This is a genomic window from Bradyrhizobium sp. 14AA (genome assembly GCF_054185205.1).
The window spans coordinates 441,054-455,869 of record NZ_JAVAYM010000001.1 but is presented as its reverse complement, the minus strand read 5'-3'; the positions used below and the strand labels follow the sequence as shown (position 1 = coordinate 455,869).

General features: G+C 64.8%; 14 protein-coding genes. 2 read left to right on the top strand and 12 right to left on the bottom strand.

Features of this window, described 5'->3' with window-relative positions; all coding sequences use genetic code 11:
- Positions 1–18 precede the first annotated feature (18 nt).
- The 12 genes from RAD15_RS02000 to RAD15_RS01945 form a co-directional block, all read right to left on the bottom strand.
- Positions 19–378 (bottom strand): Zn-ribbon domain-containing OB-fold protein, encoded by a 360-nt coding sequence (locus tag RAD15_RS02000; protein WP_458173853.1) that lies wholly within the window; start codon positions 376–378, stop codon positions 19–21.
- The gene (locus tag RAD15_RS01995; protein ID WP_458173851.1) at positions 375–1,511 is read right to left on the bottom strand and encodes a thiolase family protein; all 1,137 of its coding nucleotides are present in this window, start codon (positions 1,509–1,511) and stop codon (positions 375–377) included. Before RAD15_RS01995 ends, RAD15_RS02000 begins: the two co-directional genes overlap by 4 nt.
- An 8-nt stretch (positions 1,512–1,519) precedes the next feature.
- Positions 1,520–2,719 (bottom strand): CaiB/BaiF CoA transferase family protein, encoded by a 1,200-nt coding sequence (locus tag RAD15_RS01990; protein ID WP_458173849.1) that lies wholly within the window; start codon positions 2,717–2,719, stop codon positions 1,520–1,522.
- A 118-nt stretch (positions 2,720–2,837) separates the two neighbouring features.
- Positions 2,838–3,044: a hypothetical protein gene (locus tag RAD15_RS01985; RefSeq protein ID WP_458173847.1), complete on the bottom strand. Its 207-nt coding sequence runs from the start codon at positions 3,042–3,044 to the stop codon at positions 2,838–2,840.
- Positions 3,045–3,159: 115 nt separating this feature from the next.
- Positions 3,160–4,329, bottom strand: a complete 1,170-nt coding sequence (locus tag RAD15_RS01980) for an acetyl-CoA acetyltransferase (protein WP_458173845.1) — start codon at positions 4,327–4,329, stop codon at positions 3,160–3,162.
- A gap of 60 nt (positions 4,330–4,389) precedes the next feature.
- Positions 4,390–5,040: a bifunctional 4-hydroxy-2-oxoglutarate aldolase/2-dehydro-3-deoxy-phosphogluconate aldolase gene (gene eda, locus RAD15_RS01975; RefSeq protein WP_458173843.1), complete on the bottom strand. Its 651-nt coding sequence runs from the start codon at positions 5,038–5,040 to the stop codon at positions 4,390–4,392.
- A gap of 25 nt (positions 5,041–5,065) precedes the next feature.
- Positions 5,066–6,058 (bottom strand): sugar kinase, encoded by a 993-nt coding sequence (locus tag RAD15_RS01970; RefSeq protein WP_458173841.1) that lies wholly within the window; start codon positions 6,056–6,058, stop codon positions 5,066–5,068.
- A 29-nt stretch (positions 6,059–6,087) separates the two neighbouring features.
- The gene (gene denD, locus RAD15_RS01965; protein WP_458173839.1) at positions 6,088–7,074 is read right to left on the bottom strand and encodes a D-erythronate dehydrogenase; all 987 of its coding nucleotides are present in this window, start codon (positions 7,072–7,074) and stop codon (positions 6,088–6,090) included.
- Positions 7,075–7,166: 92 nt separating this feature from the next.
- Entirely contained in the window at positions 7,167–8,093 is a 927-nt protein-coding gene (locus RAD15_RS01960) for a carbohydrate ABC transporter permease (RefSeq protein ID WP_458173837.1), read from the bottom strand.
- A complete protein-coding gene (locus RAD15_RS01955; protein ID WP_458174985.1) occupies positions 8,086–9,003 on the bottom strand; it encodes a carbohydrate ABC transporter permease in 918 nt (305 codons plus the stop codon). The genes RAD15_RS01960 and RAD15_RS01955 overlap by 8 nt, the downstream gene beginning before the upstream one ends.
- A 101-nt stretch (positions 9,004–9,104) precedes the next feature.
- Positions 9,105–10,424 (bottom strand): ABC transporter substrate-binding protein, encoded by a 1,320-nt coding sequence (locus RAD15_RS01950; protein WP_458173835.1) that lies wholly within the window; start codon positions 10,422–10,424, stop codon positions 9,105–9,107.
- 45 nt (positions 10,425–10,469) lie between these two features.
- Entirely contained in the window at positions 10,470–11,531 is a 1,062-nt protein-coding gene (locus RAD15_RS01945) for an ABC transporter ATP-binding protein (RefSeq protein WP_458173833.1), read from the bottom strand.
- Positions 11,532–11,733: 202 nt separating this feature from the next.
- Between RAD15_RS01945 and gntR the strand changes: the two genes are divergently transcribed.
- Together gntR and RAD15_RS01935 are read left to right on the top strand one after the other, a co-directional pair.
- Positions 11,734–12,834: an HTH-type transcriptional regulator GntR gene (gene gntR, locus RAD15_RS01940; RefSeq protein ID WP_458173832.1), complete on the top strand. Its 1,101-nt coding sequence runs from the start codon at positions 11,734–11,736 to the stop codon at positions 12,832–12,834.
- A gap of 122 nt (positions 12,835–12,956) precedes the next feature.
- Complete coding sequence (locus RAD15_RS01935; protein ID WP_458173830.1) at positions 12,957–14,786, top strand: IlvD/Edd family dehydratase; 1,830 nt, start codon at positions 12,957–12,959, stop codon at positions 14,784–14,786.
- Positions 14,787–14,816 lie beyond the last annotated feature (30 nt).

Sequence of the window (14,816 nt, the reverse complement as noted above, 5' to 3'; positions counted from 1 at the left end):
CCCGAATGACGGATCCCCTTACGATTCTCTCGTGAAGAACGGCACGAGCTTTCCCGCAAACGGCTTGAAGCTCGCAACGACCGAATCGCCGATGGCGAGTCCGTTGTCACCATGCGCCATCATGCGAAAGCCCTCGGCGCAATCGACCAGCAGGATGTTGTAGGGCACGTGCGCGCGCGTCTCGGGTGTGGCCGCACGGCAGACCAGCGAGGTCGCGTAGACCCTGCCCTTGCCGCTGGCGCGCGCTTCGCGGGGACCCGCGGTTCCACACGCTGCGCAGAAGGCGCGATGGAAATACTGCACATGGCCGCATGAGGTGCAGGTCTGGTAGGTGATGGCCTCTTCGCCCTTGGTCCAGTCCACTAGACGTTCGCTCATCGCACCCGCTCCAGGAACATGCTGACATGGGACGACAGCACGCCGCCGTCGCCGTGCAACAGCGCAATCGAAGCATCCCGCACCTGGCGGCTGGCCGCCCGCCCCGTCATCTGCAAATGCGCCTCGACCAGATGCGCCATGGCGCCGCCGACGCCGCAATGGCCGTAGCTGAGCAGGCCACCATGGGTGTTGAGCGGCATCGTACCGTCGCGGCCGAAATGGCCTGATCGGACGCGGGCGGCCGCCTCGCCGCGGCCGGCAAGGCCGAGGTCTTCCAGCAGCATCGCAAGCGTGATGGTGAAGCTGTCGTAGATCGCGGCGTAGCGCACGTCGGAGATGGCAAGGCCCGTAGCTTCCCTGGCGCGCGCGATGGAGATTTCCGCGCCGAGCTCGCTGAGTGCGGGCGCGGCCGTGACATGCTGATGGGTGTGCGCCTGGGCGCAGCCGCGGATGCGTATACCGGCCTCGCCCGTCCGCTCGCGGCTGATGACGAACGCGGCGCCACCATCGGACACCGGGCAGCAGTCGAGCAGCTTTAAAGGCATCGCCACCGGTTTCGAGGCCATGACGTCCGCAACCGTGATCGAATCATGGAATTGCGCGCCGGGATGGATACAGGCGTGGGCGCGCATCAGCACCGCGAACTCGGCGAGGTCTTCTTCCGTCACGCCGTATTCGTGCATGTACCTGTTAGCGACGAGGCCGTAATAGGCGGGGATCGTCGGCCCCAGCGGCACCTCGTAATCGGGATGGCCAACCTGCGCCAGCGCCTGGATCGAGGCATCGCGGCTCTGCCCGGTCAGCCGGTTCTCACCGGCGACCACGAGCACGTTGCGGCAGACACCCGACACGACGAGATGATGCGCGAGCATGGTCATCGCGAGCCCCGTGGCGCCGCCGACCTGCACGGCATGGGCATAAGACGGGCGAATGCCAAAATGCTCGGCGAACACGGTCGCCAGCATGATGTGCGGCGAGACCGTGGAATAGCCGCAAAGGATGCCGTCGATATCCGCGCGCTTCAGGCCGGCATCGTCGAGCGCGGCTTGCGCCGCCCTGCTCATCAGGTCGAGCGAGGATGAGCCCTCGTGCTTGCCGAAAGGCGTGAGGCCGACGCCGGTGATGAAGCTCATGGTGCCTCCTAGTCTGGCGCCGACCGCGTCACGCCATCGCGGACCATGGCGGCGATTTCGACGGTGGAATAGCCGATCTCGCGCAGAATTTCTGCGCCGTGCTCGTTGAGCCGCGGCGCCAGCCTGACAGGCTCGGCCTCAGTCTCCGACCAGTTCGCCGTCACCTTCATGCTGCGGATCGGGCCTTCGGTCGGATGGTTGACGATCGGGAAGAAGTTGGTCGCCTCGAGATGCTCGTCGTGCAGGATCGACGCGAGGTCGTGCATGGGCATGACGGGCACATCCGCCCCGGTCAGCAGCTCGATCCACTCGGCAGTGCTGCGCGTCTCGAAGATGCGCGCGAGCTCGGCATAGACGACGTCGATATTGGCGGCCCGTCCGGCGAAGGTCGCGAATTTGGGGTCAGTGCGCAGATCGTCGCGGCCCGTCGCCTTGAAGAAGTTCTCCCACTGCTTGTCGTTGTAGACGATGACGCTGAGATGGCCGTCCGAGGTCTTGTAGGGCCTGCGGTCGCGCGAGAGGTGGCGGGCATAGCCGCCCTTGTCGAGCGGCGGCTCGTAGGTAAGACCGCCCATGTGATCGCCCATCACGAAGCCGGCCATGGTCTCGAACATCGGGATGTCGACGCGCTGGCCGCGCCCGGTGCGGTCGCGATGCACGAGGCTGGCGCAGATCGCGCCGACCGCGGTGAGGCCGACGATACGGTCGACCAGCGCGTTGGGCACATAGCGCGGCACGCCGTCGCCGGTCTGCGCCATCAAGGCGGGGAGCGCGGTGGCGCCCTGGATCAGGTCGTCATAGGCGGGTTTGGCGGCATACGGACCGTCCTGGCCGAAGCCGAACACGCCGGCATAGACGAGGCGCGGATTGATCTCGGAGACGACGTCGTAGCCGAGCTGCAGCCGCGCCATCGCCTGGGGGCGGACGTTGTAGACCAGCACGTCGGCGTCCGTCAGGAGCCGCAGCACGGCCTCGCGGCCCGCCGGCTTCTTCAGATCGAGGCAGATCGAGCGCTTGCTGCGATTGGTGTTGAGGAACACCGGGCCCATGCCGGCATGGCGCATCGGGCCGATCAGCCGGGTGACGTCGCCGTCGAGCGATTCCACCTTGATGACATCGGCACCGTAGTCGCCGAGCATCTGGGTCGCATAGGGCCCCATCAGCACGGTGGTCATATCGATGACCTTGATGCCCTTCAGCGGCCCCATCGTTCGCTCCCGATTGCGCGGGGCTCTGGAAGCGCCCCCGCGATTTCGGTCCAGCTAAGGGCAGCCGCGCCGCGTGCGCAAGGGCGGCCGGCGTATGGCCGCATGCGCCGCGCTGCCGCTATTTCTTCTGGCGGGATTCCCGGATCCTGATGAGACGGTCGAGCTCGTCGTTCTGCTGATTGATCCGGTCGGCGATCCGCGACTCGCTCTGCTCGCCCGAGGCCGCTGCGGCCTGCTCGATGAGCTGGCGGATATTGTCCTCGAGGATCGCGATGCGGTCGTTGAGTGCGTCCATCGACAGCGAGTCTTCGTAGTCATTGCTCATGATGCATTCCCTGCAAAATCAATCAGGAGCATTAAGGGGGCTAAACTGGCCCACCATGATCTAACGCAAAGAAAGTGGGCACGGCGCATGGCGCCCATGCCCACCAAAGACGGTCCTACTTCAGCGGCTCCAGCACGGAGACGTAGTTGGCGACGGCCGCGCCGCCCATGTTGAAGATGCCGCCGAGCTTGGCATTCTTGAGCTGCATGCCCTCGGGCGCCTGCCCGGCAAGCTGCATCGCGGTCATCACGTGCATGGAGACGCCGGTGGCGCCGATCGGATGGCCCTTGGCCTTCAGACCGCCGGACGGATTGACCGGCAGCTTGCCGTCCTTGAGGGTCCAGCCTTCCTTGATGGCGCGGGCGCCCTGCCCCCTCGGCGTCAGGCCCATCGCTTCGTACTCGATCAGCTCGGCGACGGTGAAGCAATCATGGGTCTCGACGAAGGAGAGATCGCTGAGCGTGACGCCCGCCTGCTCCAGCGCGCGCTGCCAGGCGACCGTGCAGCCCTCGAACTGGAGGATGTCGCGCTTGGACATCGGCAGGAAGTCCTGGGCGTGCGCGGTGGCACGGAAGCCGATCGACTTGCCCATGCCCTTGGCGGTCTCGGCATCGGCCAGCACCAGCGCGGCCGCGCCGTCGGAGACCAGCGAGCAGTCGGTGCGCTTCAGGGGGCCGGCGACATAGGGGTTCTTCTCGCTCTCGGCGCGGCAGAAGTCGAAGCCGAAATCCTTGCGCATCTGGGCGAAGGGATTGGCGACGCCGTTCTTGTGGTTCTTGGCCGCGATCAGCGCCAGCGCATCGGACTGGTCGCCGTATTTCTGGAAATAGGAGCTGGCGATCTTGCCGAACACGCCGGCAAAGCCGCCGACCGTCTCGCCATCCTCGGGCAGGTAGGAGGCCTTGAGCAGGTACTTGCCGATCTCCGGCCCCGGCGTGCGCGTCATCTGCTCGACGCCGACGACCAGGACGATCTTGGCGGCGCCTGCGGCAATGGCTCGCAGGCCCTGATGCACCGCGGCAGAGCCCGTGGCGCAGGCGTTCTCGACGCGCGTTGCCGGCTTGAAGCGCAGCTTCGGGTCGGCCTGAAGCACCAGCGAGGCGGTAAAATCCTGCGCCGAGAAGCCGGCGTTGAAATGGCCGAGCACGATCTCGTCGACATCGGAGGCCGAAATGCCGGCATCGGCCATCGCCTCATTGGCAACGCGGGTGACGAGGCTTTCGACGGTCTCTGTGTCGAACTTGCCGAACGGCGTATGCGCCCATCCGACGATGCTGGCGGTCATGGTCTTCTCTCCCTGGGATCTCTCACCTGAGCTAAGTCTTAGCCCAGGGATGGCAAGACTTCACGCGGGTTTAAGGGCCTTGAGGGTGCGCTGGCAGATGGCAGTTATGCCGGCCCAGTTCCCGGCCCTGATCTCGGCCGTCGGGCATAGCCAGGACCCGCCGACCGCGACCACGTTGGGCTCGGCCAGCCAGGTCGCCGCATTGGCCTCGCCGACGCCGCCGGTGGGGCAGAACCGCACGCTCGGGAACGGCCCGCCGAGGGCGCGCAGGCCCTTGATACCGCCGGCCTGCTCGGCCGGGAAGAATTTTGCGACGTCGAAACCGTGCGCCAGCGCCATCATCAGCTCGGACGCCGTGGCAATGCCCGGTGCAAACGGCAAGGAGCTATGGGTGGCGGCCTTGAGGAGATCGGGGGTCAGGCCCGGGCTGATGCCGAAGGCGACGCCGAGCTTCTCGACACGGGTGAAGTCGGCCGGATTGAGAATCGTGCCGATGCCGACGACCGCCTCGGGGACTTCGGCCATCATTGCCCTCGCCGCCTCGATCGCAACGGGGGTGCGCAGGGTCACCTCCAGCGTGCGGACGCCGCCGGCAACCAGCGCACGCGCGAGCGGCACGGCATCCTGGATACGCTCGATGGTGAGGACAGGAATGACGGTCGCGGCCTTGAAGAGCGCGACGAGGTGGTTCTGTTGGGCAGCGGTGGGCATGGGTCTCAATCTTTATTTGGTCGCTTTACTTGGTCGCCTGACGAGAGGTCGCCGGCCGGTGGCGCTTCTTCGGGGGCATGGCATAGCCCGGAATGATGGCGCCGGCATAGCAGATCACCAGGCTGGCGAGGCGATGCCCGGCCTGGGCGGCCCCGACCGGTTCGGAACCGGCGAGCCGGGCGGCGATGTAGGCTGCGGCAAAGCTGTCGCCGGCGGCGGTGGTGTCCACCACCGGCTTGGTCATGGGCTCGGCGCGGACTTCGCTGGTCCCGCCGGGGAAGCGCAGCAGGCTGACGGGCTCGGCGAGGCGGAACACTAGCTCGGGCGTAGGAATGCGCGCCATCAACTGCTCCTGGCTTTCGCCGGGATAAAGCGCGAGCAGGTCCTCGGTCGAGGTCAGCACGATGTCGGCCGCCGCGAAGGCCGCGCCGAACACCTCGCGCGCGACATCGCGGTCCGGCCAGCCGCGTGCGCGAAAATTGGTGTCGAACACGAAGCGGGTGCCGAGCAGGCGTGCGCGCTTGATCGCCGCGAACAGGCGCTCGCGTCCGGCTGCGTCGTAGATCGAGAGCGTGATCGCCGAGAGATAGACGATGTCGTAGCTCATCAACGAGTTGAGGAGCTCGTCGGTCTCCGGCAGGCTCATCAGCTGGCGCGCCGCCGCGCTGTCGCGCCAGTGGAAGAACTGGCGCTCGCCCTTGGCATCGAGCTGGATCATGTAGAGGCCAGGCAGCTTGCCCGGCAGCCGCACGACACGCCGCGTGCCGACGCCCTCTGCATTCCAGGCGGCGATCATCTCGTCGCTGAGGCCGTCATCGCCGAGCGCGGTGAGATAATCGACCTTGACCTCGAGCCGCGCCAGATACACCGCCGTGTTGAGGGTATCGCCGCCAAAACCGCGCGAGTACAGGCCGCCGCCCTGCCCGGCAGTCTGTCCCGAGGATTGCCCCGCAGAATGCCCCCCTTGGGCCTGCCGGAGCTCGACCATGCATTCGCCGATGCAAGCCACGCTCGCCATCGTCATATCCACGCTGTTCATCAGTTGGATCAGGCGACGAAGTTGCCGCCGAGCTCGTCTTCGATGTGAATGCGGATGATATCGTCGAAATTCTTCTCGGCGGTGGTGAAGCCGAGCTCGAGCGACCGCTTTGCATTGAAGTTGCGCGGCCAGCCGCTGACGATGCCGACAATGAAGGGATCGGGCTCCCGCTTGATGCGTGCGGCGACCTTCTCGCCTGCCACGCGCTTCAGGGCGGCGATCTGCTCGCCGACCGTGGCCGACAGGCCCGGCATGGTCAGATTGCGGCGCGGGCCGACCGTGGCGAGATCCATGGTGCCGGCGTGCAGCAGGAAGCCGACGGCCGAGCGCGGCGTGGCGTGCCAGTGGCGGACGTCCTCGGAGACCGGAAGAACCACTTCCTTGCCGGCCAGCGGCTCGCGCAGGATGCTGGAGAAGAAGCCCGATGCCGCCTTGTTGGGCAGCCCGGGCCGGATGCAGATGGTCGGCAGGCGGATGCCGATGCCGTCGAGGAAGCCGCGGCGCGAATAGTCGGCGAGCAGCAGTTCGCCGATCGCCTTCTGGGCGCCGTAGCTAAGCAGCGGGGTGTGGAAGAACTCGTCGCCGATGGCATCGGGGAACGGCGCGCCGAACACGGCGATCGAGGACGTGAACACCACGCGCGGCTTGTAGCCGCCACCAGTGAGGCGGATGGCGTCGAGCAGCATCCGCGTGCCGTCGAGATTGATTCGGTAGCCCTTGTCGAAATCGAGCTCGGCTTCGCCCGAGACGATGGCAGCGAGATGGAAGATCACGTCCGGGCGGCCGGCGATCAGCTTCTCAGCCGCGCCCGGCACGGCGAAATCGCCCGACACGGTCTCGACCGGGAAACCGGCCTGCTCCGGCTTCTTCGGCTCGACCACGTCGTGCATGGTCAATTTGGTGATGTCGCTCTTGCCGAGCCGGCCGTCGCGCAGCAGCCGTTCACAGAGTTTGCGGCCGACCATGCCGGCAGCGCCGAGAACCAGAATGTGCAAGAGCCTACTCCTTCTTACTGGCCGGAACGCGCCTCTCTCGCAGGGCGTTCACTGGAACGCCCTCTTGGCGCGATCTCAGGCAAGCCCCGCGATCATTCCTTCACGGCGCCGGTCATCGCCGACACATAATGCTCCACGAAGAAGGCGTAAAGGATGACGAGCGGCAGCGAGCCGGCCAGGGCTCCCGCCATCAGCGACCCCCAGCGGTAGATGTCACCGTCCACGAACTCGTTGACGATCGCGACCGGCACCGTCTTGTTGCTGGTCGATTGCAGGAAGGTCAACGCGTAGATGAACTCGTTCCAGCACAGCGTGAAGCAGAAGATGAAGGCCGAGATCAGCCCGGGGATTGCGAGCGGCAGGACGATCTTGAGCAGGATCTGCCAGCGGCTCGCCCCGTCGATCAGGGCGCATTCCTCGAGCTCGAACGGGATGGTCTTGAAATAGCCCATCAGCAGCCAGGTCGAGAACGGGATCAGGATCGTCGGATAGGTCAGGATCAGCGCCAGCGGCGAGTCGAACAGGCCGTACTGGAACACGACGGTGGCGAGCGGAATGAACAGGATCGACGGCGGCACCAGATAGGCGAGGAAGATCAGCCCGCCGACGAGATTGGCGCCCTTGTAGCGCAAGCGCACGATGGCGTAGGCCGCGAGCACCGATGCGATGATCGAGAGCATCGTGGCGCAGATCGCCACATACATCGTGTTCCAGAGCCAGTGCGGATAGTAGCTCTCGAACAGCAGCTTGTGGAAATGCTTGAAGGTCGGATTCCAGGTCCAGAACGGGTTGTACCTGTCGAGATCGAGCAGCTGCTCGTCGGGCTTCACCGACGTCAGCGCCATCCAGTAGAACGGGAACAGCAGGACGATGACGATGATCGCGAGCGGCAGGTACAGCGTCACGAGCCGGCGCGGCACCGACTGCAGATAGCTCATGCCTTCGCTGTGATCGGCCGTAGGCGCCGAGCCCGACAGCACATTCTTCAGATCGATGGATCTGGTGGGCAGGTCAGTCATTGCTCTCTCCCTGCTGCCACTTGCGACGCTGCAGGCCGAACCAGGAGACCATGATCGCAGCGAGCAGGAACGGAATCATGGCGCTCGAGATCGCGGCCCCCTCGCCCAGCTGCCCGGCGATGATCGCGCGCTGGTAGGACAGCGTCGCCATCAGATGGGTGGCATTGACCGGGCCGCCGCGCGTCATCGCCCAGATCAGCTGGAAGTCGGTGAAGGTGAACAGCACCGAGAAGGTCATCACGACGGCAATGATGGGCGTCAGCAGCGGATAGGTGATGAACCGGAAATTCTGCCAGCGCGTGGCGCCGTCGAGCGTTGCTGCTTCATAGAGCGACGGTGACACCGTCTGCAGGCCCGCGAGCAGCGTGATCGCCACGAACGGCACGCCGCGCCAGATATTGGCGAAGATCACGCAAATGCGCGCCCAGGTCGTGTCGCCGAGGAAGTTGATGTTCTGGCTGATCACGCCGAGATGTTTCAGCGACCAGGAGATGATGGAGAATTGCGAGTCGAAGATCCACCAGAACGCCAGCGCCGAGAGCACCGTCGGCACGATGAAGGGGATCAGGACCATCGCGCGCAGCATCGCCTTGAACGGCATGTTCTCGTTCAGCAGCAGCGCGAGATAGAGCCCGATCGCGAATTTGAGTGCGCTGGCGACGAGGGTGTAGAGCAGCGTGTTGAACACCGACAGCCAGAAGATGGAGTCGTCCCACAGCCACTCATAGTTCTCGGTGGCGATGAAGTGCCCGACCCTGCCGATGCGGGTGTCGGTGAAGGACAGCCAGATGCCAAGTCCCAGCGGATAGGCCAGGAAGAAGATCAGGAACGCCATGGCCGGCACCATGAACCAGAAGCCGAGCCAATTACGATTGTGTTTGAGCTGGGTCCAGGCGGTGTCCTCGCTCATCTGAGGCTTGGCCCGGGGAATTGCGACATCAGCCATGCCAGATATCCCTGATCGAAATGTTGACGAGCGGGCGGCCAGATCGGCCGCCCGCCCCGTGACCGTCAGCGATAGATGCGCTTCAGCTGGCGCTCGGCTTCCGCCATCGCGCCCTTCGCATCCTTGGAGCCGGTGCAGTAGTTGGCGAACATGTCGACGACGATGAAGTCGGCGATTGCAGTTGCCGCCTTTTCGCCGACCGTACCGATACCGGACGCCGGCAGAGTGCGCTTGGAAGCCTGCGAGAACACGGCGTTCTTGGGATCCGCGGTCCAGATCGGCGCCGATTCATAGCCGTTCAAGGTCTGCGTCAGATAGCCCTGCGCGCCATCCAGCCACTTCTCGTAGTTCTCCTTCTCCAGCATGAAGGCGACGAAAGCCTTCGCCGCGTTCGGATATTTGGTGAAGTTGAAGGCGAGGATCGGCAGCGCAAGCTGCAGCTCGGTCGGCTTGCCGACCGGTCCGACCGGCCAGAGCGCGTGATAGGTGTCCGCGGCAAGCTCCTTCTTGGTCGCATCGGTCTTGGCGGCCACGTAGATCGAGATGCCGTTCGCCGTGCAATAGAGCTCGCCGGCGAGGAATGCCTTGTTGTTGGAGGAGTCGTTCCAGGACGGCGTGCCCGGGATGAAGCTCTCATACAGCGCCTTGCAATACTCGAGCGCCTTCGCCGTCTCCGGCGAATTGATGATGATCTTGTCGTTCTGGTCGACCGTGTAGGCGCCGTGCCCCCACAGCACCCAGTGCAGCCACGAATTGCCGTCGCCCGACGCATGCCCGAGAGCGAAGCCGGCCGGCGTGTTGTTCGCCTTCAGGGCCTTGCACATCTCGAGGAAGCCGGGGAAATCCTTCGGGAACTCCTTGAACCCTGCCTTGTCGAGCGCCGACTTGCGGTACGTCATGTAACCGCCGTTGGTCGCCACGGGGATGCCGAGCCAGTCGTCACCTTGCTTGCAGGTCTTGGCGGCCGCATCGGTCCAGCCGCCATATTTCTTGCCGAGATAATCGGCGACGTCGTTCATCTTCAGCACTTTGGTGGGGAACAGCTGCGGCAGCGTGTGCAAACCCCAGGCGAGATCGAGCCCGGACCCCGTGTTGGCCGCAACCGAGGCCTTCGGCTGCACGTCCTCGAAGGATTCGCTGAACACGTTCATCTCGGTGCCGGTGGCAGCCTTGAACGCCGCAACCATTGCGTTGAACGCATCATCCTCCTGCGGCACGAAGCGCTTCCACCGCATCACGGTCAGCTTGGCGCCGGGCTCCGCCTTCCAGGGCGCGCTCTGCGCCCAGGCCTTTGCGAAGTCGAACAGTGCCGGCCCGGTGAGCATGCCGGTCGCAGCCAGTGCCGTTCCGCCTTGAAGCAGAGTCCGGCGGGTAAAGTCTTGCATGTCGTCCTCCCTGTGATGCTTTTTCTTGTCTTAACTTGACTTACGCTACATGCGTTTGCCCGTCGCCTCGTCGAACAAGTGAACCAGCGACGGATCGGGCTTCAGCCGCACCTTGTCGCCCGGGTTGAACTGGTGGCGCTCGCGGAACACCGCGACGACCTGTTCGCCGCCGACCTTGGCAAACACCTGCGTCTCCGAGCCGGTCGGCTCGACCACGACGATCTCGGCCTCGGCGCCGTCATCGGCGATGGTGAAATGCTCGGGCCGCACGCCGTAGACCGCGGGACGGCCGTCGGACGCTGCCGGCGCATTCTTGAGCGGCAGCTTGACGCCGTTCGGCCCCTCGAAGCTCGCAACGCCGTTGACCCGCACATGCCCCTTGAGGAAGTTCATGGCCGGCGAGCCGATGAAGCCGGCGACGAACTGGTTTTCGGGCTTGTCGTAGAGCTCGAGCGGCGTGCCCATCTGCTCGACGATGCCGTCATGCATGACGACGATCTTGTCGGCCATGGTCATGGCCTCGATCTGGTCGTGGGTGACGTAGACGGTCGTCGTCTTCAGCCGCTGGTGCAGCTCCTTGATCTCGGTGCGCATCGCGACGCGCAGCTTGGCGTCGAGGTTGGACAGAGGCTCGTCGAACAGGAAGACCTGCGGATCACGCACGATGGCGCGGCCCATGGCGACGCGCTGGCGCTGGCCGCCGGAGAGCTGGCGCGGATAGCGTTCGAGCAGCGGCGACAGCGCGAGGATCTCGGCGGCGCGCTTGACGCGCTTGTTGATCTCGTCGGAGCCGGCGTTCCGCAGCTTCAGCGAGAAGCCCATGTTCTCGCCGACGGTCATGTGCGGATAGAGCGCGTAGTTCTGGAACACCATCGCAATATCCCGCTCCTTGGGCTGGACATTGTTGACGACACGGTCGCCGATCGAGATCGTGCCGGAGGTGATGTTCTCGAGGCCGGCGAGCATGCGCAGGAGCGTCGACTTGCCGCAGCCGGAGGGGCCAACCAAGACGACGAACTGGCCGTCCTCGATCGGAATCGTCACGCCGTGCAGGACTTCAAAATTGCCGAACGATTTCCGCACATCGCGGATTTGCACAGACGACATCTAGCTCCCTCCTCGAAAGTCCACGACGCCTCTAGCGCCGCGACCGTCTTGTTTTTTCAGACTTCACCGAACGAAGCCCGGTCTTAACAGGCGACATTGTCGGCAGTTTGTGCGGTTTTGGCAATTTGTCTTTGGTTAGTCGTTGCTGGTAGCGCTGTCAACGTTCCTTTGTTTGCGACAGTGGACTGTGTTATGAGCAGCAATGGGTCGAAAACGCACCAAGTCAGGCAAAATCCGGCTGGCGGAAGTCGCCGAGCTTGCCGGCGTCAGCCCGATTACTGCGTCCCGCTTCTTCCGCAATCCCGAGGCGCTGTCGGTCGCCAAGCGGACACGGGTCGAGAGCGCCGCCAAGGAGCTTGGCTATGTGCCGAACCTGGCGGCGCGCGCGCTGGCCTCGCAACGCACGGAAGTGATCGGTGTCTTGATTCCGTCACTGACCAACAACGTGTTCTCGGACGTGCTGCGCGGCATCTATGACGCCTCCGAAGGCAGCCGCTACTCGATCCAGCTGTCCAATACACGCTACAGTATTCTCCAGGAGGAGAAGCTGCTGCGCCTGTTTCTGGCGCAGAAGCCGGCAGGGCTGATCGTCACCGGCATCGACCAGACCACGGAATCGCGCGCGATGCTGGAGGCGGCCGAATGCCCGATCGTGCAGATCATGGAGATCGGTCCCAATCCGGTCGACATGATGATCGGCTTTTCACACTATGATGCAGCCCGTGCGGCGATCGCGCACCTGTTCGCGCAAGGCCGCCGCCGGATCGGCTTCGTCGGCGCGCGCATGGACCCGCGGGTGCAGCGGCGGCTGGACGGATATGTCGCGGCCATGAAGGACGCCGGCCTGTTCGAACAGCGCTTCGTCGTCACGACGGCAACGCCGACCTCGGTGACGCTCGGCGGCGCCCTGTTCACCGATCTGTTGGCGCACGAGGCCGGGCTCGATGCGGTGTTCTGCGCCAATGACGATCTCGCGCTCGGCGTGCTGTTCGAATGCCGGCGCCGGGAGATCGCGGTCCCCGAGCAGATCGCGATCGTCGGCTTCAACGACCTCGAATTCATGGCCTCGGCCGTCCCCACCCTCACCAGCGTGCGCACCAACCGCTACGAGATGGGCAAGACCGCCGCCACCATGCTGATCGAGGCGATCGACGGGCGGCGCCCGGAGCAGCCGGTGCTCGATCTCGGCTTCAAGGTGATCGAGCGGCAAAGCTCGTCGGCGCGCCGTTCGGACAGCCGGCCGGCCGCGACCGGCGCGGCTGCGGCGAACAAAATGGTAGCGTTACCAAGCAGCCATGACTAGTATCGGAATTGTGAGGAAACGACCCGCCAGCGGGAAGGCAGATCGCCGCTCGCGCCGCTGGGCATCGCACAAGCCGACCCCATGAGACGGACGCCAGTGCGTTTGCATTGCAGGAGAAACCAATGACAAAAAAACCAACCAATGGGCATGCCCCCGCCGGAAACGGCGCTCGCCGCCACCTTCGCTCGCAGGAATGGTTCAACAATCCTCATAATCCGGGCATGACCGCGCTCTATATGGAGCGCTATCTGAACTACGGCCTCACCCGCGCCGAGTTGCAGTCCGGCAAGCCGATCATCGGCATCGCCCAGACCGGCAACGACCTCTCCCCCTGCAACCGCCATCACATCGAGCTGGCCCACCGCGTCCGCGAAGGCATCCGCGAGGCCGGCGGCATTGCGATGGAATTTCCGACCCACCCCATCCAGGAGACCGGCAAGCGGCCGACCGCGGCGCTCGACCGCAACCTCGCTTATCTTGGCCTCGTCGAGATCCTCTACGGCTATCCGCTCGACGGCGTCGTGCTGACCACCGGCTGCGACAAGACCACCCCGGCCTGCATGATGGCGGCGGCGACCGTGAACCTGCCCGCGATCGTGCTGTCGGGCGGCCCGATGCTGAACGGCTGGCATGCCGGCGAGCGCACCGGCTCCGGCACCATCGTCTGGAAATCGCGCGAGCGGCTCGCCGCCGGCGAGATCGACTATGAAGAGTTCATGGAGATCGTGGCCTCGTCCGCTCCGTCAGTCGGTCATTGCAACACCATGGGCACCGCATCGACCATGAACGGGCTTGCCGAAGCGCTCGGCTTCTCGCTGCCGGGCTGCTCGGCGATCCCCGCCCCCTATCGCGAGCGCGGCCAGATCGCTTATGAGACCGGCAAGCGCATCGTCGATATGGTCTGGGAAGACCTCAAGCCCTCGGACATCCTGACCCGCAAGGCGTTCGAGAACTGCATCGTGATCAATTCGGCGATCGGCGGCTCGACCAACGCGCCGATCCACATCAACGCCCTCGCCCGCCACATCGGCGTCGAGCTGTCGATCGACGACTGGCAGAAGGTCGGCCACGACGTGCCGCTGCTCGTCAACATGCAGCCGGCCGGCTTCTATCTCGGCGAGGAATTCCACCGTGCCGGCGGCATTCCGGCCGTGGTGCGCGAGCTGATGAAGCACAAGCGCATCCATGAAGACGCCGTCACGGTGAACGGCCGCGGCATCGGCGAGAACTGCGCCAATGCGGCAAAGCCCGACAACGACGTGATCTGGGCTTACGACAAGCCGCTCGTCAAGGACGCCGGCTTCCTGGTGCTGAAGGGCAATCTGTTCGATTCCGCGATCATGAAGACCTCTGTGATCTCCAAGGAATTCCGCGACCGCTATCTCAGCAATCCGAAGGACCCGAACGCGTTCGAAGGACGCGCCATCGTGTTCGAGGGACCGGAAGACTATCACGACCGGATCGACGATCCCTCGCTCGAGATCGACGAGCACTGCATGCTGTTCATCCGCGGCGCCGGCCCGATCGGCTATCCTGGTGGAGCCGAGGTCGTGAACATGCAACCGCCGGCGGCCCTGATCAAACGCGGCATCCTGTCCCTGCCCTGCATCGGCGACGGCCGTCAGTCCGGCACCTCGGGCACGCCCTCGATCCTCAACGCCTCGCCGGAAGCTGCCGCCAATGGCGGCCTTGCGATCCTCAGGACCGGCGACAAGGTCCGCATCGACCTCAACAAGGGCAGCGCCAACATCCTGATCTCCGACGACGAGGTGAAGAAGCGCCATGCCGAGCTGAAGGCCAATGGCGGCTTCAAGCATCCGCCGAACCAGACGCCGTGGCAGGAGATCTACCGCAACACCGTCGGCCAGCAGTCGACCGGCGCCTGCATGGAGCTCGCCACCCGCTACCAGAACGTCGCCGGCACGTTTGGTGTGGCGCGGGACAATCACTAGCAGGCACATGTAGCCCGGGTGAGCGAAGCG

Bases quoted from the DNA above. Each gene is read 5' to 3' on its own strand.
- RAD15_RS02000 (WP_458173853.1), bottom strand. From the start codon at position 378: ATGAGCGAACGTCTAGTGGACTGGACCAAGGGCGAAGAGGCCATCACC.
- RAD15_RS01995 (WP_458173851.1), bottom strand. From the start codon at position 1,511: ATGAGCTTCATCACCGGCGTCGGCCTCACGCCTTTCGGCAAGCACGAG.
- RAD15_RS01990 (WP_458173849.1), bottom strand. From the start codon at position 2,719: ATGGGGCCGCTGAAGGGCATCAAGGTCATCGATATGACCACCGTGCTG.
- RAD15_RS01985 (WP_458173847.1), bottom strand. From the start codon at position 3,044: ATGAGCAATGACTACGAAGACTCGCTGTCGATGGACGCACTCAACGAC.
- RAD15_RS01980 (WP_458173845.1), bottom strand. From the start codon at position 4,329: ATGACCGCCAGCATCGTCGGATGGGCGCATACGCCGTTCGGCAAGTTC.
- eda (WP_458173843.1), bottom strand. From the start codon at position 5,040: ATGCCCACCGCTGCCCAACAGAACCACCTCGTCGCGCTCTTCAAGGCC.
- RAD15_RS01970 (WP_458173841.1), bottom strand. From the start codon at position 6,058: ATGGCGAGCGTGGCTTGCATCGGCGAATGCATGGTCGAGCTCCGGCAG.
- RAD15_RS01960 (WP_458173837.1), bottom strand. From the start codon at position 8,093: ATGACTGACCTGCCCACCAGATCCATCGATCTGAAGAATGTGCTGTCG.
- RAD15_RS01955 (WP_458174985.1), bottom strand. From the start codon at position 9,003: ATGAGCGAGGACACCGCCTGGACCCAGCTCAAACACAATCGTAATTGG.
- RAD15_RS01950 (WP_458173835.1), bottom strand. From the start codon at position 10,424: ATGCAAGACTTTACCCGCCGGACTCTGCTTCAAGGCGGAACGGCACTG.
- RAD15_RS01945 (WP_458173833.1), bottom strand. From the start codon at position 11,531: ATGTCGTCTGTGCAAATCCGCGATGTGCGGAAATCGTTCGGCAATTTT.
- gntR (WP_458173832.1), top strand. From the start codon at position 11,734: ATGGGTCGAAAACGCACCAAGTCAGGCAAAATCCGGCTGGCGGAAGTC.
- RAD15_RS01935 (WP_458173830.1), top strand. From the start codon at position 12,957: ATGACAAAAAAACCAACCAATGGGCATGCCCCCGCCGGAAACGGCGCT.